The 24402-nt window shown below is 62.3% G+C and carries 20 protein-coding genes; 12 read left to right on the top strand and 8 right to left on the bottom strand.

Features of this window, described 5'->3' with window-relative positions; translation table 11 throughout:
• Positions 1-5 precede the first annotated feature (5 nt).
• The 4 genes from AC07OF_RS10505 to AC07OF_RS10490 form a co-directional block, all read right to left on the bottom strand.
• The gene (locus AC07OF_RS10505) at positions 6-716 is read right to left on the bottom strand and encodes an ABC transporter permease (protein WP_107023393.1); all 711 of its coding nucleotides are present in this window, start codon (positions 714-716) and stop codon (positions 6-8) included.
• Positions 713-1432 (bottom strand): ABC transporter permease, encoded by a 720-nt coding sequence (locus AC07OF_RS10500; protein WP_157192830.1) that lies wholly within the window; start codon positions 1430-1432, stop codon positions 713-715. The genes AC07OF_RS10505 and AC07OF_RS10500 overlap by 4 nt, the downstream gene beginning before the upstream one ends.
• Positions 1433-1579: 147 nt before the next feature.
• Positions 1580-2338: a transporter substrate-binding domain-containing protein gene (locus AC07OF_RS10495; protein WP_038611431.1), complete on the bottom strand. Its 759-nt coding sequence runs from the start codon at positions 2336-2338 to the stop codon at positions 1580-1582.
• Between the two features lie 31 nt (positions 2339-2369).
• Positions 2370-3239 (bottom strand): MurR/RpiR family transcriptional regulator, encoded by an 870-nt coding sequence (locus tag AC07OF_RS10490; protein WP_157192829.1) that lies wholly within the window; start codon positions 3237-3239, stop codon positions 2370-2372.
• Positions 3240-3387: 148 nt separating this feature from the next.
• Here AC07OF_RS10490 and AC07OF_RS10485 point away from each other — a divergent pair, with 148 nt between their 5' ends.
• On the top strand, positions 3388-4410 hold the full coding sequence (locus AC07OF_RS10485; RefSeq protein WP_157192828.1) for an Ldh family oxidoreductase: 1023 nt from the start codon (positions 3388-3390) through the stop codon (positions 4408-4410).
• Between the two features lie 45 nt (positions 4411-4455).
• Here the strand turns inward: AC07OF_RS10485 and AC07OF_RS10480 are convergent, their stop codons facing one another.
• Both AC07OF_RS10480 and AC07OF_RS10475 read right to left on the bottom strand, forming a co-directional pair.
• Entirely contained in the window at positions 4456-4941 is a 486-nt protein-coding gene (locus tag AC07OF_RS10480; RefSeq protein ID WP_157192827.1) for a hypothetical protein, read from the bottom strand.
• Positions 4942-5003: 62 nt separating this feature from the next.
• A complete protein-coding gene (locus tag AC07OF_RS10475) occupies positions 5004-6065 on the bottom strand; it encodes a hypothetical protein (RefSeq protein WP_157192826.1) in 1062 nt (353 codons plus the stop codon).
• A 255-nt stretch (positions 6066-6320) separates the two neighbouring features.
• Between AC07OF_RS10475 and AC07OF_RS10470 the strand changes: the two genes are divergently transcribed.
• From AC07OF_RS10470 to AC07OF_RS10425, 10 genes are all read left to right on the top strand, one after another.
• A complete protein-coding gene (locus AC07OF_RS10470; protein ID WP_495072858.1) occupies positions 6321-6596 on the top strand; it encodes a response regulator transcription factor in 276 nt (91 codons plus the stop codon).
• Complete coding sequence (locus tag AC07OF_RS10465; RefSeq protein ID WP_157192824.1) at positions 6494-6775, top strand: response regulator transcription factor; 282 nt, start codon at positions 6494-6496, stop codon at positions 6773-6775. The genes AC07OF_RS10470 and AC07OF_RS10465 overlap by 103 nt, the downstream gene beginning before the upstream one ends.
• 90 nt (positions 6776-6865) lie before the next feature.
• Complete coding sequence (locus AC07OF_RS10460) at positions 6866-8068, top strand: amino acid aminotransferase (protein WP_157192823.1); 1203 nt, start codon at positions 6866-6868, stop codon at positions 8066-8068.
• A 250-nt stretch (positions 8069-8318) separates the two neighbouring features.
• On the top strand, positions 8319-9596 hold the full coding sequence (locus tag AC07OF_RS10455; protein WP_157192822.1) for a serine/threonine transporter: 1278 nt from the start codon (positions 8319-8321) through the stop codon (positions 9594-9596).
• Between the two features lie 166 nt (positions 9597-9762).
• Entirely contained in the window at positions 9763-10263 is a 501-nt protein-coding gene (tpx, locus tag AC07OF_RS10450) for a thiol peroxidase (protein ID WP_038611417.1), read from the top strand.
• Positions 10264-10527: 264 nt separating this feature from the next.
• Positions 10528-11811, top strand: coding sequence for an MdtA/MuxA family multidrug efflux RND transporter periplasmic adaptor subunit (locus AC07OF_RS10445; RefSeq protein WP_157192821.1), 1284 nt, complete (start codon positions 10528-10530; stop codon positions 11809-11811).
• Positions 11808-14909 carry an MdtB/MuxB family multidrug efflux RND transporter permease subunit gene (locus AC07OF_RS10440; protein ID WP_157192820.1) on the top strand — a complete coding sequence of 1034 codons (3102 nt, stop codon included), beginning with the start codon at positions 11808-11810 and terminating at the stop codon, positions 14907-14909. Before AC07OF_RS10445 ends, AC07OF_RS10440 begins: the two co-directional genes overlap by 4 nt.
• Positions 14906-18013, top strand: coding sequence for an efflux RND transporter permease subunit (locus AC07OF_RS10435; RefSeq protein ID WP_495072857.1), 3108 nt, complete (start codon positions 14906-14908; stop codon positions 18011-18013). The genes AC07OF_RS10440 and AC07OF_RS10435 overlap by 4 nt, the downstream gene beginning before the upstream one ends.
• Complete coding sequence (locus tag AC07OF_RS10430; RefSeq protein ID WP_157192818.1) at positions 18010-19497, top strand: efflux transporter outer membrane subunit; 1488 nt, start codon at positions 18010-18012, stop codon at positions 19495-19497. Before AC07OF_RS10435 ends, AC07OF_RS10430 begins: the two co-directional genes overlap by 4 nt.
• 298 nt (positions 19498-19795) lie before the next feature.
• Entirely contained in the window at positions 19796-21880 is a 2085-nt protein-coding gene (locus AC07OF_RS10425; protein ID WP_157192817.1) for a putative bifunctional diguanylate cyclase/phosphodiesterase, read from the top strand.
• A gap of 2 nt (positions 21881-21882) precedes the next feature.
• Here AC07OF_RS10425 and AC07OF_RS10420 read toward each other — a convergent pair whose 3' ends face one another.
• The gene (locus tag AC07OF_RS10420; RefSeq protein WP_461528836.1) at positions 21883-22143 is read right to left on the bottom strand and encodes a DUF1652 domain-containing protein; all 261 of its coding nucleotides are present in this window, start codon (positions 22141-22143) and stop codon (positions 21883-21885) included.
• Between the two features lie 321 nt (positions 22144-22464).
• Here AC07OF_RS10420 and AC07OF_RS10415 point away from each other — a divergent pair, with 321 nt between their 5' ends.
• Positions 22465-23721: a pyridoxal phosphate-dependent aminotransferase gene (locus AC07OF_RS10415; protein ID WP_495072856.1), complete on the top strand. Its 1257-nt coding sequence runs from the start codon at positions 22465-22467 to the stop codon at positions 23719-23721.
• Here AC07OF_RS10415 and AC07OF_RS10410 read toward each other — a convergent pair.
• A complete protein-coding gene (locus tag AC07OF_RS10410; protein ID WP_495072855.1) occupies positions 23647-24294 on the bottom strand; it encodes a DUF1345 domain-containing protein in 648 nt (215 codons plus the stop codon). The genes AC07OF_RS10415 and AC07OF_RS10410 overlap by 75 nt on opposite strands.
• Positions 24295-24402 lie beyond the last annotated feature (108 nt).

Genomic DNA, 24402 nt, shown 5'->3' with positions numbered 1-24402 from the left:
GGCTATCAGTGCAGATGGCGGCCCAGTCGGGCTTCTATGTGTTTCAGGCTGCGGCGCACGATCTCGACGATCAGCAGGTAGAGCACGGCGGCCCACAGGTAGATCTGGAAATCGAAACTGCGCGAGAAGGCCAGTTTGGTCACGCCCATCAGGTCGTAGATGGTCACCAGCGAGGCAATCGCGCTGGCCTTGATCATCAGGATCAGTTCGTTGCCCAGCGGGCCGATGGCGACGATCATCGATTGCGGCAGGATCACCTTGAAGAAGGTGGTCGAGCGCTTCAGGCTCAGGGCCTTGGCCGCTTCATACTGGCCGGGGGCGACTGCCAGCAGGGCACCACGGAAGATCTCTGCCTGGTAGGCCGCGGTGTTGAGGACGAAGGCCAGCAGCGTGCAGTACCAGGCTTCGCGGAAGAACCACCACATTCCCACGTCCTGCCAGAAGCCTTTGAGCGAACCCAGGCCGTAGTACAGCAAGAACAGCTGGGCCAGCAGTGGCGAGCCGCGGAAGAAGTAGATGTAACCGGCGCTCAGGCGTTGCAACAGCAGGCTGTTGGACAGCCGCGCCAAGGCCAGCAGCATGCCGAGCAGGGCGCCGAGGGTGAAGGAAATTGCCACCAGCTTGCCGGTGACCAGCAGGCCGTCGATAAAACGCGGGCCGTAGCGTTCCAGCAGGTCGGGATCGAGGACCAGTGCCAGCAATTGATCGAAACTCATGTCCGGGCACTCCGCAGGTGGCGACTGAAGTACTGCTCGATAAACACGAAGACCCGCCCCGACAACGCCGAGAACAGCAGGTAACCGAGGCAGGCCACGCCATAGAAGAACATCGGTTCCTTGGTCACGCTGACCGCGAGGTTGGTCTGGCGCATCAGGTCGACCAGGGAGATGGTCGAGACCAGCGAGGTGTCCTTGAGCAGCGACAGCCAGTTGTTCGACAGGCCCGGCATGGCAATGCGCACCAGTTGCGGGAAGATCACCTTGCGAAAGGTCGTGGTCTTGCTCAGGCCCAGGGCCTGGGAGGCTTCGTACTGGCCCTTGGCGACGGTTTTGAACGCGCCCAGCCAGATTTCGCTGGAGAACGCGGCAAATACCAGGCTGAAGGCGATCATTGCGGCGAGGAAGGTGTTGATCAGTACCTCGCCTTCGTAGCCCATGGCGGCGAGAATTTTCTGCGCGGCGATCTGGCAGCCGTAGTAGATGATCAACAGTGTCAGCAGCTCAGGCAGACCGCGGAACACGGTAGAAAAGACGGTGGCCACGGCGCGGGGAAAGCGCTTGTGCGAGCGCGCCATCAAGGCCACGCCCAGACCGAGGGGCAAACCGATGGGCAGGCAGGCCAGGGCCAGGGAAATGGTCACCAGCGCGCCGGCCAGCAGGGCCTGGCCCCAGCCGCCGCTGGCGAAGGATAACAGGGACAGTTGTTCGAGCATGGGCGAACCCTCTTGCAGAAACAGCAGGCGACAGCGGGCTACCTGTGGGAGCCGGCGTTGCCGGCGATAGCATCAACGCGGTGTCATTCAGTGCGCGTTGCCTGCATCGCTGGCAAGGCCAGCTCCCACAGGTACCCTGGGCCAGGATTACTGGTAGATATCGAAGTCGAAGTAACGACTGGCGATCTTCTGGTAGGTGCCGTTGGCGACGATCTCGTCCAGCGCTTTGTTCAGGCGCTCGCGCAACGCCTGGTCTTCCTTGCGCACGGCAATCGAAGCATCGGCCTTGGTGCCGTTGACGTCGCCAAGGATCTTGCAGCAGTCCTTGCCGGCCTTGCCCAGCCATTCGGTCAACGGGAATTTGTCGGCGATCACGCCGTCCAGACGGCCGGCGGCGAGGTCGGCGTTGGCTTCATCGAGGGTCGGATAGAGTTTGACGTCGGCACCGGCCTTGCCGTAGACGTCCTCGGCGTAGATTGCCTGGGTCGAAGAGGCCTGGGCGCCAACCGTGAAGCCTTTGAAGTCAGTCTGTGCGTCGGTGATCTCGCTGTCTTTAGGCACGGCCACCGACAGTGGGGTCTTGTAGTAGTGGTTGGTGAAGGCGATTTTCTTGCGGCGCTCTTCGGTGTTGATCATCGACGCCACTACCGCGTCGTATTTCTTCGCCATCAAGGCCGGGATGATGCCTTCCCAGTCCTGGGCCACCAGGGTGCATTCGACCTTCATCTGTTCGCACAGGGCTTTGCTGATGTCCACATCAAAGCCGTGCAGCTGGTTATCCGAATCGACATAGTTGAACGGCGGGTAAGCGCCTTCGGTAGCAATTTTCAGGGTTTCGGCCTGAGCCATGGTTGCACCGGCCAGCAGCAGGGCGCACGCACCTGCAAAGCGGATAACGGGTTTCATGTCACACCTCGATCTGTTGTTTGCACTCTTGCTATTGTTTGCTCGCTGACGTGTAGCCAACGAATTCATTGTGTAGAGCGGCAGTTGCTTCCAAGCGTTTTTCAACATCCGGTCCAAGCTTCTTGCAGACCTCGTTGACCATCAGGTGTACCCACGACAGCATCGTCGCGGTGGACTCCCAGAACAGATTGAATTCGGTGGGGATGCGAAACACCTCGTCGGCGTTGGCGTCGGCCCAGTCACAGAACGTGTCGGTTACCAGTGTTACCGGGATGCCCGCTTCGTGCGCTTTGTGGCACAGGGTCAGGGCATGGCGTGAATAACGGCGGGCTTCGAACACCACCAGGGCGCAGTCGGCTGGGTCGCTGAGCAACACCTCGCCGAAATGCCCGGCGCTGCCATCGACCACCTGCACACCGTCGCGCAGGTACTGCAGTAGATGAGCCATGCACTGGGCGATGCCGCGTTCGGTCTGAAACCCTGCGACAAACACCTTGCGCCGCCGGGCCAGGCGCTGGCTGACCACTTCCCAGGCCGGTGTGCGGCTGTATTCGTAGACCCGCACCAGCGCCCCGACTTCCTGTTCGAGGCTGCGCGCCAGGCCAGCGGCATCTTTACCATGCTGTTGGCGGAATTCTTGCAAACGATCACCGACTAGCCAGGGCCCGTCGCCGAGGTCGTCCTTGAGATCGTGTTTGAGTGCCTTGAGGTGTTCATAGCCCAGGGCCCGGCAGAAGCGCCCGACACTGGATTCGCTGACGCCGATTTTCGCCGCCAGGCTTGCCGAGGTTTCGAACGGCAGGTCGGTGAGGTTGGCGAGCATGTAGCTGGCGATCTTGCGCCCGGAAGCCGCGGCACTGTGCAGGCTGTTTTCCAGGCGTTGTTTGATCGGTTGGCTCACGGCGATTCTCGAAGGCGGTTGCACGTTGAAGCAGAAAATGAATGTTTTCTGTCATCAAGTCAACATTTGACAGTTTGCTGTCACAAGAGGAAAGTTTCGCCATTGCTCATCGCTGTTGCCCATTCCAAATCCAATAAGGGAGCTTCAGATGTCCGCACGCCCCGACACCGCTGTCGCGCACATTGCTTTTGCCGAGCTGCAGGCCCTGTTGCAGCGTATTTTCATCCGTCATGGCACCAGTGAAGCGGTGGCCTGCGCCCTGGCCTTCAACTGCGCCAGTGCCCAGCGCGACGGCGCCCATAGCCATGGTGTGTTCCGTATTCCCGGTTATGTGTCGACCCTGGCCAGTGGCTGGGTCGACGGCAAGGCCGTGCCTGAAGTGACTGATATTGCCAGTGGTTACCTGCGGGTTGACGCCAAAGGTGGCTTTGCCCAACCAGCTCTGGCCGCCGCCCGTGAGCTGCTGGTGGAAAAGGCCCGCAGTGCCGGGATCGCCGTGCTGGCAATCCATAACTCGCACCATTTCGCGGCCCTGTGGCCGGATGTCGAGCCGTTCGCCGATGAAGGCCTGGTGGCCTTGAGTGTGGTCAACAGCATGACCTGCGTGGTGCCGCATGGTGCTCGCCAGCCGTTGTTCGGCACCAACCCGATCGCTTTTGCCGCGCCGTGCGCCGGGACTGATCCTATCGTCTTCGACATGGCCACCAGCGCCATGGCCCATGGTGATGTGCAGATCGCGGCGCGCAAAGGCGAGCAACTGCCCGATGGCATCGGTGTCGACAGCCAGGGTGAGCCGACCCGCGATCCGCAGAAGATTCTCGACGGCGGCGCGCTGCTGCCGTTCGGCGGGCACAAGGGCTCGGCCCTGTCGATGATGGTCGAGTTGCTGGCAGCGGCGCTGACCGGAGGCAATTTCTCCTGGGAGTTCGACTGGTCGCAGCACCCGGGCGCGAAAACCCCCTGGACCGGGCAGTTGATTATCGTGATCGACCCGAGCAAGGCTGAAGGTGGCCGCTTTGCCGAGCGCAGCTATGAACTGGTACGACAGATGCAATCGGTGGGCCTGCAGCGGATGCCCGGTGAGCGGCGTTATCGTGAGCGCGAGTTGTCGGCGCGCCAGGGCGTGACGTTGACGGTGCAGGAGCTGGAACAGTTGCAGTCCATGGCATAAGCACCCGGGCCCCATCGCCAGCCAGGCTGACGATGGGGCTTGTCGTTACAGGCCTTTAGGTTTCCAGGTACTGGTGTTGCTTTGCCCATCCGTCAGCGGTTGGCGGTAATGATTGCAAAAGCCCTCGTTATTGGTCGAAGCAGCAAAGCCGGCGGCGTTCTGTACCACTTCGTAACTGTTGGTACCGGTCCAGGTGACAATCCAGGGGATGCGCACATTGCAGTCGAAGTCTCGCTTGTGACGCTGCAACGGGTTGAGCGAAGCGCAGAACTGCTGCAGCGTCGCCAGGTCCATGAACATCACGGTGTTGGGGTACTGATGATCGAACTCTTCGACCCTTGCTTGCAGGGTGATGCCCGCACGGTGTGTCACCGCCTCTCGGGTGTTGTCGATCTTCTCGTTAAGAATGCGCATCGCCTCTGCAGGAACTTCAAGATCGCGTTCTATCAATTGGTTGTAGAGGTCGTCAGGTCGGCGCTGGCCAAGGATGCGCACGTGTTTGACCAGAAAGTCGGATGTGCAGTTACACATATCGGTGTCCTCGCGGCAGCCCTTGCGGGCTGCGTTGTGCAGATTGATTGATCAGGCGCTTGTCAGTGCTGGAGGTCTTTGGCCGAGGTCTTGCCCGGCCATACGCCTGTCATCTGGATCTCTCGGCTTCCGGTCAGCCACTGGCCCAGCGGGCTCGGCCAGCTGAAGCTGTAGTTGTCGTTGTTCATCATCCCTTTGAACGACACCTGGGCGGTGATGTTGGTGGCATTGAGCGGGATGTTGCCTACGGTTTTCGACAGGCCGCCACTGAGACTGAACGACTGATGCTGCTTGCCCGAGGGCGTGTCGTAGTCCAGCGTGATGCTGGTGATGTAGGTGCAGCCGGGCTGGTTATTGAACAGAATCTCCAGGCCGCCCAGGCGGTTGATCCAGTTAGGGATCAGCAGCTCGCCGTCGAATGAAGCGAAGGTGTAGGCGATCGGAATCGACTGACTGGCCAGGGTGCCGGCCTTGTCCGGCCACAGGTGCTGGTCGACACTTTTGGTCTGATTGGTCGACACGTAGGAACCCTTGGCGTCGGCACTGGCCAGCAGGTCTTGAACCCCGCCCACTGAGCCGGTGATGGAGAACGACGAACTGTTGTCCTGCGAGCCGACGTTCAGGCCGCTGGTGGCGTAGATCACACTGGTGACCACGCCAAAGCCCTGGGCGATACCGTTGCTTGACGCCATGCTGACACGGTTGGCCTGGTCTTTGAGCCATTGCAGGGTCTGTGGTTGGGTGAGCACCGTCAGGTCAGCCAGGTAGGACTCCGAGGCAATACCGAACTCCGAGGCGATCGAGCCTGTCGAGGCAAAATCCCACTTCACTTCGGTGCCTGCAGTGATCTTGGTGCCGGTTTCCGGGTCGGTGGCCGAACCGTCCAGGGCGACGCTGCTCTGGCTGCGCTTTACATTGCTTGAGGACAGCTTCCATTGGTTGGGTGCGTTGCGCGTGCTGACGGTCAGCCCCGGCGCCTGCTCCTGGACCAGCGTGAAGTCACCACTGTCGGGGGAGACAAAGCCGACACTGCCGACCTTGAGTTTCTGGTCGAGGGTCCAGTTGCCCCAGTAAGCGGCACGGCCATTGCGGATCAGATCAGTAAACGAGCGGTTCCAGTTCATGATGTGCATTCCTTTTCCATTGAGCGTTCGAGTGGGCCGAACAGCGACTCGCAGCGACATTCCCTGCCGCCGACTGCCGGGTTGAATAACGTCGGCGGCTGAATCGTCTCTCTGTCGTGGGTGCAGGAACATTCGGCAAATGCGGTATGCAAAAGGGCGTTTGACCGCGACTTGACAGGGGGAGGTCAGCTCCTAGGCTTGGCTTTCAGGTGCGGGCATGCCGTCGCGCAACTGCGAACCGTTCAGGGAACGAACATGCCATTGAGTGATCGGGAAACCGTGGTGCTTTCGTTGGTTGCACGTGGCCTGACTGATCGGGAAGTCGCCCGGCAGCTGTCCGTCGCTTTGTCGACTGCGCGCAAGCACCGCGAAAACATTCTCGACAAACTCAAGGTCGGCAGGTCCAGTGCGCTGGTGGGGATCTACCTGTGCCTGGGCGCCGTGCCGACCTGGAAGGCGGGCAGCAAAGGTCGACAGCACCGTTGTCGGCACGCGAGCGGCAGGTGCTTGGCTGTCTGGCCCAAGGCTTGAGCGACAAGCAGGTTGCCCGGGCGCTGGCGATCAGTGACCAGACTGCGCGTACGCATCGGCGCAACATGCTCAGCAAGACGGCAAGCGCAAATGTCTGTGCGCTGTTGTACCTGGCCTTCACTCAAGGCTGGCTGCCCTGGCCGGTTAGTGCGCAAGGCATGCACCGATGCACAGAATAGTTGCGTCAAAGGTCATGTTGCTTAGGCGCGGCTACAGGTATCCTCGCCACAGTCTTTTCCGATTTGCCCAGACCCAAGGAGCTGCACGCTGTGTTCAAACATGTCGATGCCTATGCCGGCGATCCGATTCTCTCCCTGATGGAAACCTTCAAGGCCGACCCGCGCGCCAACAAGGTCAACCTGAGTATCGGTCTGTATTACGACGCCGCAGGCGTGGTGCCGCAACTGGCCGCGGTCGGCGAAGCCGAGAAGCGCATGGCCGGCCAGCCGCATGAAGCGTCGCTGTACCTGCCGATGGAAGGTCTGAGCAGCTATCGCCAGGCAATCCAGGCGCTGCTGTTCGGTGCCGATCATCCGGCAGTGCAGGGCGGTCGTGTAGCCACCGTGCAGACCGTGGGTGGCTCTGGCGCGCTGAAAGTCGGTGCCGACTTCCTCAAGCGTTACTTCCCCGAATCGCAGGTATGGGTCAGCAATCCGACCTGGGACAACCACCGGGCGATCTTTGAAGGTGCCGGGTTCAAGGTCAACACCTACCCGTACTTCGACCAGAACACCCGTGGCCTGGACTTCGACGGCATGCTCGCGACCCTGCAGGGCCTGGCGGCCAACAGCATCGTGCTGCTGCACCCGTGCTGCCACAACCCGACCGGTGTCGACCTGAGCCAGGCGCAATGGCAGCAGGTAATCGAGGTGGTCAAGGCGCGCAACCTGATCCCGTTCCTCGATATCGCCTATCAAGGCTTCGGCGAAGGTCTGGTCGAGGATGCCTATGCCATCCGCGAAGCGGCCCGTGCCGGTGTGCCGTGCCTGGTAAGCAACTCGTTCTCGAAGATCTTCTCGCTGTATGGCGAGCGGGTAGGGGGCCTGTCGGTGGTCTGCGACGACGCCGACACCGCGCAAAGCGTACTCGGCCAGCTCAAGGCCACGGTGCGCCGCAACTACTCCAGCCCACCGGCCTTCGGTGCGCAACTGGTGGCCGCAGTGCTGGGCGATGCGCTGCTCAATGCGCAGTGGGCGGCTGAAGTGGAGCAGATGCGTCTGCGCATCCTCGACATGCGTCAGGGGCTGGTCGATGCTCTGGCGGTGCTGCTGCCGGGCCAGGACTTCTCGTTCTTCCTGAGCCAGCGCGGGATGTTCAGTTACACCGGTTTGAGCGTCGCGCAGGTGCGTCGCCTGCGTGACGAGTTCGGCGTGTACCTGATCGACAGCGGTCGGGTGTGCATGTCCGGGCTGCGTCCGGACAACCTGCAGCAGGTGGCTGAGGCGATTGCCGCGGTTCAGGAACGCGCTTGATTCGATAAAGGGTAAACCCAATCGCCGGCAACGCCGGCTCCCACAGGCAGCAGTGACTGTTGCCCTTGTGGGAGCCGGCGTTGCCGGCGATGCCTTTTGTAAAAGGTGCAACCGCTCCGTCGGACAGGACTTCTCAAGTGCAACCAATCGGCGCACAATCGCGCCCCTCTTTATATGGTTGAGGGGCGGTGATGCGTCTGTTTCGCCACTCTCAGCCCTGTTGCAGTCTTGCGAGTGGAGTTGCACCCGGATGAATGAGCAGGCCCCGAGCGTTGAACAACGCTTCGAATCGACCCCAGCCGCCCTCGGCAGCTGGTCCCGTCAGGACACCACCTGGATGCTGGGCCTGTTTGGCACGGCCATCGGCGCCGGAACCCTGTTCCTGCCGATCAATGCCGGGCTGGGTGGCTTCTGGCCTCTGCTGATCCTGGCGTTGCTGGCGTTCCCGATGACGTACTACGCCCACCGTGGGCTGACCCGCTTTGTACTGTCCGGGCGCGATGGCGCCGACATCACCGACGTGGTCGAAGAGCACTTCGGCATCCAGGCCGGTGCCCTGATCACCTTGCTGTACTTCTTCGCCATCTTCCCGATCCTGCTGATCTACAGCGTGGCCCTGACCAACACGGTCGGCAGCTTCATGGAGCACCAGCTGCACATCGAGCCGCCACCGCGCGCCGTGCTGTCGTTCGTGCTGATTCTCGGCTTGCTGGCCATTGTGCGCTGCGGCGAGCAGGCCACGGTCAAGGTCATGAGCCTGCTGGTATACCCGTTCATCGTGGCCCTGGCGTTCCTGGCGGTGTTCCTGATTCCGCACTGGAGCGGCGGTATTCTCACCACTGCCACTGAAGTACCTTCGGGTTCGGCCTTCCTGCACACCCTGTGGCTGGCGATTCCGGTGATGGTGTTCTCGTTCAACCATTCGCCAATCATCTCGGCCTTTGCCGTTGACCAGAAGCGCCAGTACGGCGTGCACGCCGACGAGCGCAGCGGGCAGATTCTGCGCCGCGCCCACCTGCTGATGGTGGCGATGGTGATGTTCTTCGTGTTCAGCTGCGTGCTGACCCTGACCCCGGCGCAACTGGCCGAAGCCAAGGCGCAGAACCTGTCGATCCTGTCGTACCTGGCCAACCACTTCAGCAACCCGACCATCGCTTTTGCCGCACCGCTGATTGCCTTCATCGCCATTGCCAAGTCGTTCCTCGGCCACTACATCGGTGCCAGCGAAGGTCTCAAGGGCTTGATCGTCAAGACCGGCAAACGCCCTGGCGCCAAGGCGCTGGACCGCATGACCGCAGCCTTCATGCTGGTGATCTGCTGGATCGTCGCCACCCTCAACCCGAGCATCCTCGGCATGATCGAGACCCTCGGCGGCCCGGTGATCGCGGCGATTCTGTTCCTGATGCCGATGTACGCCATCCGCAAGGTCCCGGCCATGCGTAAATACAGCGGGCAGATGTCCAACGTCTTCGTCGTGGCCGTCGGCCTGGTGGCGATCTCGGCGCTGGTTTACTCGCTGCTGAGCTGATGGATTGACCGGCCACCCGCAAGCAGGATTGTCTGCTTTCGAGTGGCCGCTTTGTCCACAATAATTGTCTGGAAATACAACAATTTGTTGCTCCCCCATAGGTGCCCGGGCACTTTCATGATTAACTCTGGTCCTTTACCACTCACCCCGCAAAAGGACTCAGCTCATGGCTCAAGTGACTCTCAAAGGCAATCCTGTTCAGGTCAACGGCGAACTGCCGAAGGTCGGCTCGAAAGCGCCAGCGTTTTCCCTGGTTGGTGCAGGCCTGGCTGACGTGACCCTGGCCAGCCTGGCCGGCAAGCGCAAAGTGCTGAACATCTTCCCAAGCGTCGACACCCCGACCTGCGCTACCTCGGTGCGTACCTTCAACAAGAAGGCCAACGAACTGAACAACACCGTAGTGCTGTGCATCTCCGCTGACCTGCCGTTCGCGCAAGCACGCTTCTGTGGCGCTGAAGGCCTGGAAAACGTCCAGAATCTGTCGACCCTGCGTGGCCGCGAGTTCATCGAGAACTACGGCGTTGCCATCGCCGACGGCCCGCTGGCCGGCCTGACCGCCCGTGCCGTAGTGGTGCTGGATGAAAATGACAACGTGCTGCACAGCGAGCTGGTTGGCGAAATCGCCGACGAGCCGAACTATGATGCTGCACTGGCTGTCTTGAAGTAACAGCGGCGCAGTCAATCGCTGGCAAGGCCAGCTCCCACAGGGCAACTTATTGCCGAGCCAGTGTGGGAGCCGGCCTTGTCGGCGATGAAGGCGATGCAATAATTGCTAAGAGTTGTTACGGCCTGGACATAGTCCAGGCCGTTTTTATTTATAGTTCATTGCCTTAGCAACGTAAGCTCAAGGTAAATTGCCGGTAAAGGCGCTTTGCTTATCCCGCCACAGTGCTTATCGTTCAGCCTCCTCAAAAGAATTCTTTCCAGTCCAATGGTCGATCAACCGATGCTTTCTCGTTCCCGTTCCCCTCGTCGCTGGCTTGTCGGCCTGCTGATCCTGCTGCTGGTTGCCGGCCTGTGCTGGTGGCTGTGGCCGTCTCCAGCGGCGCACAAGGCTGCCGGCGCAGCCGGTGGCAAGGGCGGGCGACCAGGCTTCGGGGCCTTTGCCGGGCCGGTACCGGTGCGCGTCGAACCGGCTACTGTCGGCAACTTCCCGGTCTACCTCAAAGCCCTGGGCACGGTGACCGCGACCAATACCGTCAACGTGCGCAGTCGGGTAGGCGGCGAGCTGGTCAAGGTCAACTTCCAGGAAGGGCAGAAGGTCAAGGCCGGCGACCTGCTCGCCGAGATCGACCCGCGCAGCTACCAGATCGCCCTGCAGCAGGCCGAAGGCACCCTGGCACAGAACCTGGCCCAGCTGAAAAACGCCCAGATCGACCTGGAACGCTATAAAGGCCTGTACGCCGAAGACAGTATCGCCAAGCAGACCCTCGACACTCAGGTGGCGCTGGTCGGCCAGTTCCAGGGCACCATCAAGACCAACCAGGCGGCGGTTGGCGATGCCAAGCTGAACCTGGATTTCACCCGGATCCGCGCCCCGATCACCGGCCGCCTGGGCCTGCGTCAGCTCGACGTCGGCAACCTGGTGGCAGCCAACGACACCACAGCACTGGTGGTGATTACCCAGACCCAGCCGATCACCGTGGCCTTTACTTTGCCCGAGTCGGAGCTCAGCACCGTGCTGGCCCGCTACCGCAGCGGCGCCAAGTTGCCGGTTGAAGCCTGGGACCGCGGCGACCTCAAGCAGCAGGCCGTCGGCGAGTTGCGCAGCCTCGACAACCAGATCGACACCACCACTGGCACCCTGAAGTTCAAGGCCTTCTTCGAGAACCAGAACGAAGTGCTGTTCCCCAACCAGTTCGTCAACGTGCGCCTGCTGGCCGACACCTTGACCAACGTGGTACTGGCGCCTTCGGCCGCCATCCAGTTCGGCACCGACGGCTCCTTTGTGTATGTCATGGAAGGCGACAACAAGGTGCGCATCCGCAAACTCACCCTCGGCGCCAGCGACGGCGACCACACCGTGGTCACCGCAGGCCTGGCCAAGGGCGAGCGGGTGGTGCTTGAAGGTACCGACCGCTTGCGTGACGGTAGTGAAGTGGAAGTGGTCAACGACAGCTCGCAAGTCCCGGAAACCCCCGGCCAGCACCTGCAGGGTCAGGACGGCAAAGATGCCTCCGCTGCCGCGGACCGCAAGGACAAGGCCGGCGCATGAACCTCTCGCGGCTGTTCATCCTGCGCCCGGTGGCGACCACCCTGAGCATGCTGGCCATTGTCCTGGCCGGCCTGATCGCCTACACCTTGCTGCCTGTGGCGGCGTTGCCGCAGGTCGATTACCCGACCATCCGGGTCATGACCCTGTATCCGGGCGCCAGCCCGCAAGTCATGACCAGCGCAGTCACTGCGCCGCTGGAACGCCAGTTCGGGCAGATGCCGGGCCTGACCCAGATGGCCTCGACCAGCTCCGGCGGCGCTTCGGTGCTGACCTTGCGCTTCAGCCTGGACATGAACATGGACGTTGCCGAGCAGCAGGTCCAGGCGGCGATCAACGCCGCCAGCAACCTGTTGCCCAGCGACCTGCCAGCACCGCCGGTGTACAACAAGGTCAACCCGGCCGACACCCCGGTGCTGACCCTGGCCATCTCGTCGAAAACCATGCCGCTGCCCAAGCTCAACGACCTGGTCGACACCCGCGTGGCGCAGAAAATAGCGCAGATCAGCGGCGTCGGCATGGTCAGCATCGCCGGCGGTCAGCGCCAGGCGGTGCGGATCAAGGTCAACCCTGATGCCCTGGCGTCTGCCGGACTGAACCTGGCGGATGTGCGCACCCTGATCGGTGCCTCCAACGTCAACCAGCCGAAAGGCAACTTTGACGGCCCGACCCGGGTGTCGATGCTCGACGCCAACGACCAGCTGCGCTCCCCCGAGGAATACGCCAACCTGATCCTGGCGTACAACAACGGTGCGCCGCTGCGCCTGAAGGACGTCGCCGAGATTGTCGACGGTGCCGAAAACGAACGCCTGGCGGCCTGGGCCAACCAGAACCAGGCAGTGCTGTTGAACATCCAGCGTCAGCCGGGCGCAAACGTTATCGAGGTGGTTGACCGGATCAAGACCCTGCTGCCGTCGATCACCGACAACTTGCCGGCCGGCCTTGATGTCAGCGTACTCACCGACCGCACCCAGACCATCCGCGCCTCGGTCAAGGATGTTCAGCACGAACTGCTGCTGGCCATCGCCCTGGTAGTGATGGTGACCTTCGTGTTCCTGCGCCGCTTCAGCGCGACGATCATTCCGTCGGTGGCCGTGCCGCTATCGCTGATCGGCACCTTTGCGGTGATGCACCTGGCCGGGTTCTCGATCAACAACCTGACCCTGATGGCGCTGACCATCGCCACCGGTTTTGTCGTCGACGATGCGATTGTCATGCTGGAGAACATTTCCCGGCACATCGAGGAAGGCGAAAGCCCCATGCAGGCGGCGCTCAAGGGCGCCCGGCAAATTGGCTTCACGCTGATCTCGCTGACTTTCTCGCTGATCGCGGTGTTGATCCCGCTGCTGTTCATGGCCGATGTGGTAGGGCGCCTGTTCCGTGAATTCGCCATCACCCTGGCGGTGGCGATCCTGATTTCCCTGGTGGTGTCGCTGACCTTGACGCCGATGATGTGCGCGCGCCTGCTCAAGCGCGAGCCCACCGAGCAGGAACAGGGGCGTTTCTACCGTGCCAGCGGCGCCTGGATCGACTGGATGATCGCCTGGTATGGCCGTGGCCTGCAGTGGGTGCTCAAGCGCCAGCCGCTGACCTTGCTGGTAGCGGTGGCGACCCTGGCCCTGACCGTGCTGTTGTACCTGATGGTGCCCAAGGGCTTCTTCCCGGCACAGGACACCGGGGTGATCCAGGGTATATCCGAAGCGCCGCAGTCGGTGTCTTTTGCCGCCATGAGCGAGCGCCAGCAACAGCTCAGTGCGGTGATCCTCCAGGATCCGGCGGTGCAGAGCCTGTCGTCCTACATTGGTGTCGACGGTGACAACGCCACGCTCAACAGCGGGCGCCTGCTGATCAACCTCAAGCCCCATGGCGAACGCGACCTGACCGCCGCACAGGTGATCGCCCGGCTGCAGCCGCAGGTCGACAAGCTGGTCGGTATCCGGCTGTTCATGCAGCCGGTGCAAGACCTGAGCATCGAAGACCGGGTCAGCCGTACCCAGTACCAGTTCAGCCTGTCGTCCCCGGACGCCGAACTGCTGGCGCTGTGGAGCGGCAAGCTGGTCGATGCCCTGCAACAGCGCTCGGAACTCACCGATGTCGCCAGCGACCTGCAGGACAAGGGCCTGCAAGTATTCCTGGTGATCGACCGGGATGCCGCCAGCCGCCTGGGCATCAACGTCGCCGACATCACCAATGCCCTGTACGACGCCTTCGGCCAGCGCCAGATCTCGACCATCTACACCCAGGCCAGCCAGTACCGCGTGGTGCTGCAGGCCGAGGCCGCCTCCAGCCTGGGGCCACAGGTGCTCGAGCAGATCCACGTGAAAGCCACCGATGGCGGCCAGGTGCGGCTGTCGAGCCTGGCGCGCATCGAACAGCGTCAGGCGCAGCTGGCAATTGCCCATATCGGCCAGTTCCCGGCGGTGATGATGTCGTTCAACCTGGGGCAGGGCGTGGCCCTCGGTGAGGCGGTCAAGGCAATCGAGCAGGTGCAGCAGGAGATCGGCATGCCGGTCGGCGTGCAGACCCGCTTCCAGGGCGCGGCCGAAGCATTCCAGAACTCGCTGTCGAGCACCTTGCTGCTGATTCTGGCGGCGGTGGTGACCATGTACATCGTGCTTGGCGTGCTCTACGAGAGCTACATCCACCCGGTCACCATCCTCTCGACCCTGCCGTCGGCGGCGGTGGGCGCCTTGCTGGCGCTGATCCTGTCCGGCAACGACCTGGGCATGATCGCCATCATCGGCATCATTCTGCTGATCGGTATCGTCAAAAAGAACGCGATCATGATGATCGACTTCGCCCTCGAGGCCGAGCGCAACCAGGGCATGGCGCCGGAAGCGGCGATCTATCAAGCGGCGCTGCTGCGCTTCCGGCCGATCCTGATGACCACTCTGGCGGCCCTGTTCGGCGCCATCCCGCTGATGCTCGCCACCGGTTCCGGCGCCGAGCTGCGCCAGCCGCTGGGTCTGGTGATGGTCGGCGGGCTGCTGGTCAGCCAGGTGCTGACGCTGTTCACCACGCCGGTCATCTACCTGTACTTCGACCGGCTGGCGCGGCGCATGCGCCCGCAGCCTGACACCGCGGTGCAGGACCTGCCATGAACCTCTCCGCGCCCTTTATCCGCCGCCCGGTAGCGACCATGCTCCTGAGCCTGGCGATCATGCTGCTGGGTGGCGTCAGCTTCGGCCTGTTGCCGGTGGCGCCGCTGCCGCAGATCGAGTTCCCGGTGATCGTGGTCCAGGCCAACCTGCCGGGGGCCAGCCCCGAGGTGATGGCCTCAACCGTGGCGACCCCGCTGGAGCGCTCCATGGGCGCGATATCCGGGGTCACCACGCTCACCAGCAATTCCAGCCAGGGCTCGACCCGGGTGATTCTCGGCTTTGACCAGGGCCGAGATATCGATGCGGCCGCGCGCGAAGTGCAGGCGGCGATCAACGCCTCGCGCAACCTGTTGCCCAGCGGTATGCGCAGCATGCCGACCTACAAGAAGTTCAATCCGTCCCAGGCGCCGATCATGGTCCTGGCGCTGACCTCCAGCGTGCTGCAGAAGGGTCAGCTCTACGACCTGGCCTCGACCATCCTGTCGCAGAGCCTGTCCCAGGTGCCGGGGGTAGGCGAGGTGCAGATCGGCGGCAGTTCGCTGCCGGCGGTGCGCATTGAACTCGAACCGCAATTGCTCAATCAGTACGGCGTGGCGCTGGACGATGTGCGCCAGACCATTGCCAACGCCAACCAGCGCCGGCCCAAGGGTTTTATCGAAGACCCTCAGCGCAGCTGGCAGGTGCAGGCCAACGACCAGCTGGAAAAGGCCAAGGACTACGAGCCACTGGTGATCCGTTACCAGGACGGTGCGGTATTGCGCCTGAGCCATGTGGCCAAGGTCACCGACGCGGTGGAGAACCGCTACAACAGTGGCTTCTTCAATGACCAGGACGCGGTGCTGCTGGTGATCAACCGCCAGACTGGCGCCAACATCATCGAGACCGTGAACAAGATCAAGGAGCAGCTGCCGGCCCTGGAGTCGCTGATGCCGGCCAGCGTCAAGCTGGACGTGGCCATGGATCGCTCGCCAGTGATCAAGGCGACCCTCAAGGAAGCCGAGCACACCCTGATCATCGCCGTGGTGCTGGTGATCCTCGTGGTGTTCCTGTTCCTCGGCAACCTGCGGGCCTCGCTGATCCCGACCCTGGCGGTGCCGGTGTCGCTGGTCGGCACCTTCGCGGCCATGTACCTGTGCGGCTTCTCGTTGAACAACATGTCGCTGATGGCGCTGATTCTCGCCACCGGCCTGGTGGTGGACGATGCCATCGTGGTGCTGGAGAACATCTCCCGGCATATCGACGAAGGCGTGCCGCCGATGCGCGCTGCCTACCTGGGCTCCAAGGAAGTCGGCTTCACCCTGCTGTCGATGAACCTGTCGCTGGTGGTGGTGTTCGTCTCGATCCTGTTCATGGGCGGTATCGTTGGCTCGTTGTTCCGCGAGTTCTCCATCACCCTGGCGGTGGCGATCATTGTCTCGCTGGTGGTTTCCCTGACCCTGACGCCGATGCTCTGCGCGCGCTGGCTCAAGCCCCAGGCACCAGAAGGGCAGACGCGCCTGCAGCGCTGGAGCGAGCACCTGCACCAGCGCATGATGGCCAGCTATGGGCGCAGCCTCGACTGGGTCCTGCGCCATCGGCGCCTGACCCTGGCCAGCCTGCTGGTGACCATCGCCGTCAACATCGCCCTGTACGTGGTGGTGCCCAAGACCTTCCTGCCGCAGCAGGACACCGGTCAGTTGATGGGCTTTGTCCGCGGTGACGACGGCCTGTCGTTCCAGGTCATGCAGCCGAAGATGGAAATCTACCGCCAGGCCCTGCTCAAGGACCCGGCGGTGGAAAGCGTTGCCGGCTTTATCGGTGGCAACAGCGGCACCAACAACGCCATGGTGCTGGTGCGCCTCAAGCCGATCAGCGAGCGCAAGATATCCGCGCAGAAGATCATCGAGCGTTTGCGCAAGGAAATGCCCAAGGTACCCGGTGGACGCCTGTTCCTCATGGCCGACCAGGACCTGCAGTTCGGCGGTGGCCGCGACCAGAGCACCTCGCAGTTTCTCTACACCTTGCAGAGCAGCGAGCTGTCCGCCTTGCGCGAGTGGTATCCGAAAGTGGTCGCGGCGTTCAAGGCCCTGCCGGAACTCACTGCCATCGATGCTCGCGAAGGTGGCGGCACCCAGCAGGTCACCCTGGTGGTCGATCGCGAACAGGCCAAGCGCCTGGGGATCGACATGAGCATGGTCACCTCGGTGCTGAACAACGCCTACAGCCAGCGGCAGATCTCGACCATCTACGACAGCCTCAACCAGTATCAGGTGGTGATGGAGATCAACCCCAAGTACGCCCAGGACCCGCGTAGCCTGGAGCAGGTCCAGGTGATCACCGCTGACGGCGCCCGGGTTCCGTTGGCGACCTTCGCTCACTACGAAAACAGCCTGGCCGACGACCGGGTCAGCCACGAAGGCCAGTTCGCCTCTGAAAGCATCAACTTCGACATCGCCGAAGGCTACAGTCAGGACCAGGCGCTGGCTGCAGTTGAGCGGGCAGTGGCCAAGGTCGGCTTGCCCGAAGACGTGATCGCCAAACTCGGCGGCACCGGCGATGCCTTTGCCGAAAGCCAGAAGGGCCAGCCGTTCATGATTCTCGGGGCGCTGCTGGCGGTGTATCTGGTGCTGGGGATTCTCTATGAGAGCTACATTCACCCGCTGACCATTCTCTCGACCTTGCCGTCGGCCGGGGTAGGGGCCTTGCTCACCCTGTATGTGGTGGGTAGCGAGTTCAGCCTGATTTCCCTGCTCGGCCTGTTCCTGTTGATCGGCGTGGTGAAGAAGAACGCCATCATGATGATCGACCTGGCCTTGCAGCTGGAACGCCATGAACAGCTGAGCCCGGAGCAATCGATCCGCCGTGCCTGTCTGCTGCGTCTGCGACCGATCCTGATGACCACCATCGCCGCCATTCTCGGCGCCTTGCCGTTGCTGCTCAGCCATGCCGAGGGCTCGGAGATGCGTCAGCCGCTGGGCCTGACCATCATTGGCGGGCTGGTCTTCAGCCAGGTCCTCACGCTTTACACCACCCCGGTGGTTTACCTCTATCTGGACCGCTTGCGCCATCGTTTCAACCACTGGCGCGGCGTGCGCACCGACGCTGCTTTGGAAACCCCGCTATGACCCGACGTCCGTTTCTCTCCGACCGCTCCCTGCAGCAACTGCTGGGCGCCCGTGGCTCGCGCCTGCTGGCCTCCAGCCTGTGCCTGGCGATGCTCAGCGCCTGCACCCTGAGCCCGGACTACCAGCGCCCGCAAGCGCCGGAACCGGTGGCGTTCAAGCATGCTGCTGGCTGGACCCAGGCCAATCCTTCCGACGCCCTGGCCCGTGGTGCCTGGTGGCAGCTGTACGGTGATGCCCAACTGAACGACCTGGTCGAACAGCTCAACGCCAGCAACCAGACCGTCGCCCAGTACGAAGCCCAGTACCGTCAGGCCCAGGCGCTGGTGCGCAGCGCCCGCGGTGCGTTGTTCCCCAGCGTCGACCTGAGCGCCGGCAAGAACCGCTCCAGCCAGGGCACCGGCAGTTCCAGCTCAAGCCTGAGTAACTCCAGCAGCGGCATCCGCGACACTTACAGCACCAGCCTGGGGGTCAGTTGGGAGGCCGACCTGTGGGGCAAGCTGCGTGACGGCCTGGCCGCCAATCAAGCCAGTGCCGAGGCAAGCCTGGCTGACATGGCGGCGATTCGCCTGAGCCTGCAATCGGAACTGGTGCAGAACTACCTGCAACTGCGGGTGATGGACGAGCAGAAACGCCTGCTCGAAGCCACGGTCGCGGCCTATCAGCGCTCGCTGACCATGACCGAGAACCAGTACCGCGCCGGGGTGTCTGGCAAGGATGCGGTAGCCCAGGCGCAAACCCAGCTGAAAAGTACCCAGGCCGACCTGATCGACCTGGTCTGGCAGCGCGCCCAGCTGGAAAACGCCATTGCCGTACTGCTGGGCAAGGCACCGGCCGATTTTGCCCTGGCCGACAGCAAAGACATCCCGGCATTGCCCCAGGTGCCGGTGGCCTTGCCTTCGCAACTGCTGGAGCGTCGCCCGGACATTGCCTCGGCCGAGCGCAAGGTGATGTCGGCCAACGCCAGCATCGGCGTGGCCCGTGCCGCGTACTTCCCCGACCTGACCCTGAGCATGAGCGGTGGCTACAGCAGTAGCAGCTTCAGCGACTGGATCAGCCTGCCCAACCGCTTCTGGTCGGTGGGCCCGCAACTGGCCATGACCCTGTTCGACGGCGGCCAGCGCTCGGCAGAAGTCGACCGTACCGTAGCGGTCTATGACCAGACCGTGGCGCAGTACCGTCAGGCGGTGCTCGATGGCTTCAAGGAAGTGGAAAACTACCTGGTGCAGCTCGACGTCTACGAGGATGAAGCCAAGGTGCGCAGCGAAGCCCTGGACGCCGCACGCGAATCGCTGCGCCTGACCAGCAACCAGTACAAGGCGGGGCTGATCGCCTACCTGGATGTGGTCAATGTGCAGACCACCGCGCTGAGCAACGAGCGCAGTGTGCTGACCTTGCTGCAGGGGCGGCTGGTGGCCAGCGTGCAGTTGATAGCGGCACTGGGCGGCGGCTGGGATGCGCAGGCGGCGTTTGCTGAGTCGCCTTGAGTTATCTTGTAAAAAAATGAATAAAAACATGTAGTTGCATGACATTGTTAATGCTTGTTGTTGCTTCATGAATGTGTTGCTGCAAATTGCATGAATAAGCAATGTCAGGCATTAGATTTGTTATGTAACTGCATGATTTATAATGATATTTGTTGTTTCAATATTGGGCTTTTGGCAATTCAGTTGTCATTGCTAAATGCCATCGAAAACTCCGTGCGTTTCGCCAAAGGTTGAGTACAATCATCGGCTTTTACCCGGGCCGCACCAATGCCCGGTTCCAAGGGTTGTGGAAGGCCAAATGCTGATCGGTAGTTACTCTTCTTCGTTGGTGTTGATTTCGCTCTGTGTGGCCATTCTTGCTTCCTATACCGCACTCGACCTGACCGGACGCATCGCCACCGCCAAGGGCCGGGCGGTGTACCTGTGGATCAGCGGTGGCGCACTGGCGATGGGGTTCGGCATCTGGTCGATGCACTTCATCGGCATGCTCGCCTTCAGCTTGCCGATCCCGTTGGGCTACGACCTGACCCTGACGCTGTTGTCGCTGCTGATCGCCGGGTTGTCTTCCGGTTTTGCCCTGTGGCTGGTCAGCCAGCCGAGCCTGCCCTGGACCCAGTTGGGCCTGGGGGCGCTGATCATGGGCGCGGGTATCAGCAGCATGCATTACACCGGCATGGCCGCGCTGTTGATGCAGCCGGGCATCGACTACGATCCGATGCTGTTCGGCCTGTCGTTGGTGATTGCCGTGGGCGCTTCGGCGGCGGCCTTGTGGATTGCCTTCCGCCTGCGTCAGCAAACCCTGTATGTCCGACAGATCCGTGGCGCTGCGGCGGTAGTGATGGGCGTGGCGATTGTCGGCATGCACTACACCGCGATGGCAGCGGCCAACTTCCCTGAAGGCAGCTTCTGTGGCGCGCTGGGCGCTGGCCTGAGTGGCAACGGCCTGGATTACCTGGTGCTGATCACCACCCTGGCCGTATTGGCGGTGGCGCTGCTGACCTCGGTGCTCGACGCCCGCCTGGAAGCGCGCACGGCGGAACTGGCGCGCTCGTTGACCCGCGCCAACCAGGAGCTTACCCAACTGGCTCTGCACGACACCCTGACCGGTTTGCCCAACCGCACGCTGCTGGCCGATCGCATCGACCAGGCGATCAACAAGGTGGCGGAGCAGGGTGGCTGTTTCGCCCTGATGTTCATCGACCTGGACGGCTTCAAACCGGTCAACGACGCCTTTGGCCACCATATGGGCGACCTGCTGCTCAAGGAAGTGGCACTGCGCCTGCGCGGCCATCTGCACAGCCAGGACACCCTGGCCCGTATTGGCGGCGACGAGTTCGTGCTGCTGGTGGAATTGCAGGAGCCTGACGACGCCCTGGGCGTAGCGGCCAAGCAGGTCAACCTGATTTCCCGTGCCTTCCGCGTGGTGGAGCAGAACCTGCAGATCTCGGCGAGTATCGGCATCGTCCTTTATCCGGGCAATGGCATCGACCAGCATGAACTGCTGCGCAACGCCGATGCGGCGATGTATCACGCCAAAAGTGCCGGTAAAAACGGTTACAGCTTCTTCGACGTATCGATGAACAGCAATGCGCGCCTGCAACTGCAACTGCTCCAGGACCTGCGGGTAGCGCTCGAGCAAAAGCAGTTCCGCCTGTTCTACCAGCCCAAGTTCGATGCCCAGGATTGCCAGCCCATCGGTGCCGAAGCGCTGTTGCGCTGGGAGCACCCGCAGCATGGCCTGCTGCTGCCGGATCGCTTTATCGCCCTGGCAGAGAAAACCGGGCTGATCATTCCGATTGGCGAATGGGTGCTGGATGAAGCCTGCCGGCAGATGCGCGCCTGGATTGATCAGGGCTACAGCGACTGGCGGATAGCGGTCAACCTCTCGGCCATCCAGTTCTGCCACAGCGGGCTGGTCGACAGCGTTGCCAAGGTGCTGGCGCGTCATCAGTTGCCGGCCAACAGCCTGACCCTGGAAATCACCGAAACCACCGCCATGCACGATGCCGACGCGAGCATGGCGGTGCTGCAGCAGCTTTCGGACATGGGCGTGGACCTGTCCATCGACGATTTTGGCACCGGCTATTCGAGCCTGATGTACCTCAAGCGCCTGCCGGCCAACGAGTTGAAGATCGACCGCGGTTTTGTCCGCGACCTGGAGCAGGACAGCGATGATGCCGCGATTGTCTCGGCGATTGTCGCGCTGGGCCAGGCCCTGGGTTTGCGCATCGTTGCCGAAGGGGTGGAAACCGACCGCCAGCAGAACTTCCTCACCCGCCTGGGGTGCGACTCGCTACAGGGTTACCTGCTCGGCCAGCCGTTGCCGGCCGAGCGGTTTATCGTCGATATCGAGCGCGCCCGCCAGTCACTGGCGCTCAACTGAGCTCAGCCTGCGGCGCGCAGGTTGCAGGACGGCTCGAAGGCGTCAAGTTCGGCCTCGACGGCTTCGATGATCCGTTCAACATCGGTAGCAGGCATCAGGGTGGCGCAGGGAATTCCGGCGATGGCCAGCAGGGTTTCACCGGTGGCCCGGTCAAACAGGCGAGCGACCATGCTGCGCGGGGCATCCATGCTGGCCTCGAAGCCCAGCGGATGAAAATACCAGCGCATCACCTGGCAGGCGTTGGGAAACGTCAGTTTGTTCATTCCGGCCTCCATGTAGGGGTGAACAACAGGGCGAGCGGAGCAAGCTGTGCTTCAAGACTTGGCGAACATTCAAGAAACCTAAACATAGCACCGCTACCGTGAATGTCCGCCCGCAGTCATGACAGTTTTCCGGTTCTTTCAAGCTGGCCTTTAGCGACTGCAAAATCCCCTGAAAACAAAGACCGAAACGGCAAACGTTTGCCGGCAACATTTCCCCGCTGCGGGCAATGGCGCTCTGCTATTTTTACCGGCAGTCGGCTGGGATGCCTGCCTGGGATTTTCGGACCAATGGCTCCCCCGGGTTCAGTCAAGGAGACCGCCATGCGTTATTCCACGCTCACCCAACGTATCGCCGGTGACGGTGCTGCTGCCTGGAACATCCACTACCGCGCGCTGGAACTGCAGGGGCAGGGGCGCGAAATTTTCCTGCTGTCGATCGGCGACCCTGATTTCGATACGCCGCAGCCTGTTGTCGAGGCCGCCGTAAACAGTCTGCGTGCCGGTAATACGCACTACTCCGACGTGCGTGGCAGCCTTGGCTTGCGCCAGGCCATTGCTCGCCAGCAATCGCGTCAAAGTGGCCAGCGGGTCGATCCGCAGGAAGTGGTGGTGTTGGCCGGCGCGCAATGTGCCTTGTATGGCGTGGCCCAGTGCCTGCTCGATGTCGGTGACGAGGTCATCGTCGCCGAGCCGATGTATGTCACCTACGAAGCTGTGTTCGGTGCCTGCGCAGCGAAGGTGGTACCGGTGCCGGTACGTCCCGAGCAAGGCTTTCGCGTCGACCCGGCCGACGTCGCCGCGCGGGTTACCTCACGTACCCGGGCGTTGCTGCTCAACAGCCCGCACAATCCTTCCGGAGCCAGCTTGCCCAGGCACAGCTGGGAGCGTCTGGCGCAGATCTGTATCGAGCATGACTTGTGGCTGATCTCTGATGAGGTCTATAGCGAGCTGCTGTATGAGGGCACGCATTTCAGCCCGGCCAGCCTGCCGGGCATGGCCGTGCGCTGTGCGACCATCAACAGTTTGTCCAAATCCCACGCCATGTCGGGCTGGCGGGTCGGTTGGGTCATTGCTCCGCAGATGTTGTGCGATCACTTGAGCAACCTGGCGCTGTGCATGCTCTACGGTCTGCCGGACTTCATTCTCGACGCCGCCCAAGTGGCCCTGGAGCAAGATCTACCGCAGGTGCGGCAGATGCGTGACAGCTACCGCGAGCGGCGTGACCGGGTGTGTGCCTGCCTCGCCGATTGCCCGGGTATCAGCGTGCACAAGCCGGACGGCGGGATGTTCGTGATGGTTGATATTCGCGCCACCGGCCTGGGGGCGCAGGCTTTTGCCGAGCGCTTGCTGGAGGAACACGGGGTGGCGGTGCTCGCCGGTGATGCCTTTGGTCCCAGTGCGGCGGGGCATTTGCGGGTTGGTCTGGTGATGGACAGTGAGCACCTGGAAAAGGCTTGCCGACGCATTGCCCTGTGCGCCGTGCAAGTGCTCGAGGGTCAGCCTTCAGTTGATCAGCGTGGCGGCCATGTTGATGGTGAAACCCAGAATGGCGGTGTTGAAGACAAAACCTACCAGTGAATGGGCCAGTACCACTCGGCGCATGGTCCGCCCGACCACGCCGACATCGGAGGTCTGTACCGCGACGCTGAGGGTGTAGGAGAAGTAGTGGAAGTCCCAATAGTCCGGGTGCCGTTCGCCATCGGCAAAGCGCAGCAACGGCGTGTGCTGTTCGGCGGTGTAGAACAGGTGGGCATAGTGCAGGCTGAAAATCGCGCCGACCAGCAGCCAGGAGCCGGCAACGGTGAAACCGGTGAACGCCAGCTGTAGCGCTGTCGGCCCGTCTGCGAGTTTGGCGCCGGCCGCCAGTTGCAGCACCACCGCGACTAGGCTGGCGATGGCCGCGATGCTGACGGTGAACAGCACCAGGCCGGCGTTCTCGTCCTCAATGCTGGCAACCTTGCGAACCTTTTGTGCATCGGCGCCCAGTGTCAGCCACAGAATCAGCAGCAGGTAGAGCCAGACGCCGCTGTTCCAGCCGATCAGCACATGCTCGACCCAATCGTTCGCCGGCAGTAGCCAACCGCTCAGGAGCCCGACGAGGGCGGCGATACTCAAGCGCGGGTGGCTGCGGGTCAGTCGATGAAAAGCCATGTTGTCTCGGGGCTATGGGGACCTTGAGCAACTGTAGCCGCAAGCCGGGGGCAGGGCACGCCATGATATTGCCTTCAATCGATCCCGAAGGGCCGGATGAGGTACTAT

The organism is Pseudomonas sp. GW821-FHT10B02 (assembly GCF_059415665.1).
The sequence above is the reverse complement of the archived record's forward strand: the minus strand, read 5'-3'. Positions and strand labels throughout refer to the sequence as shown.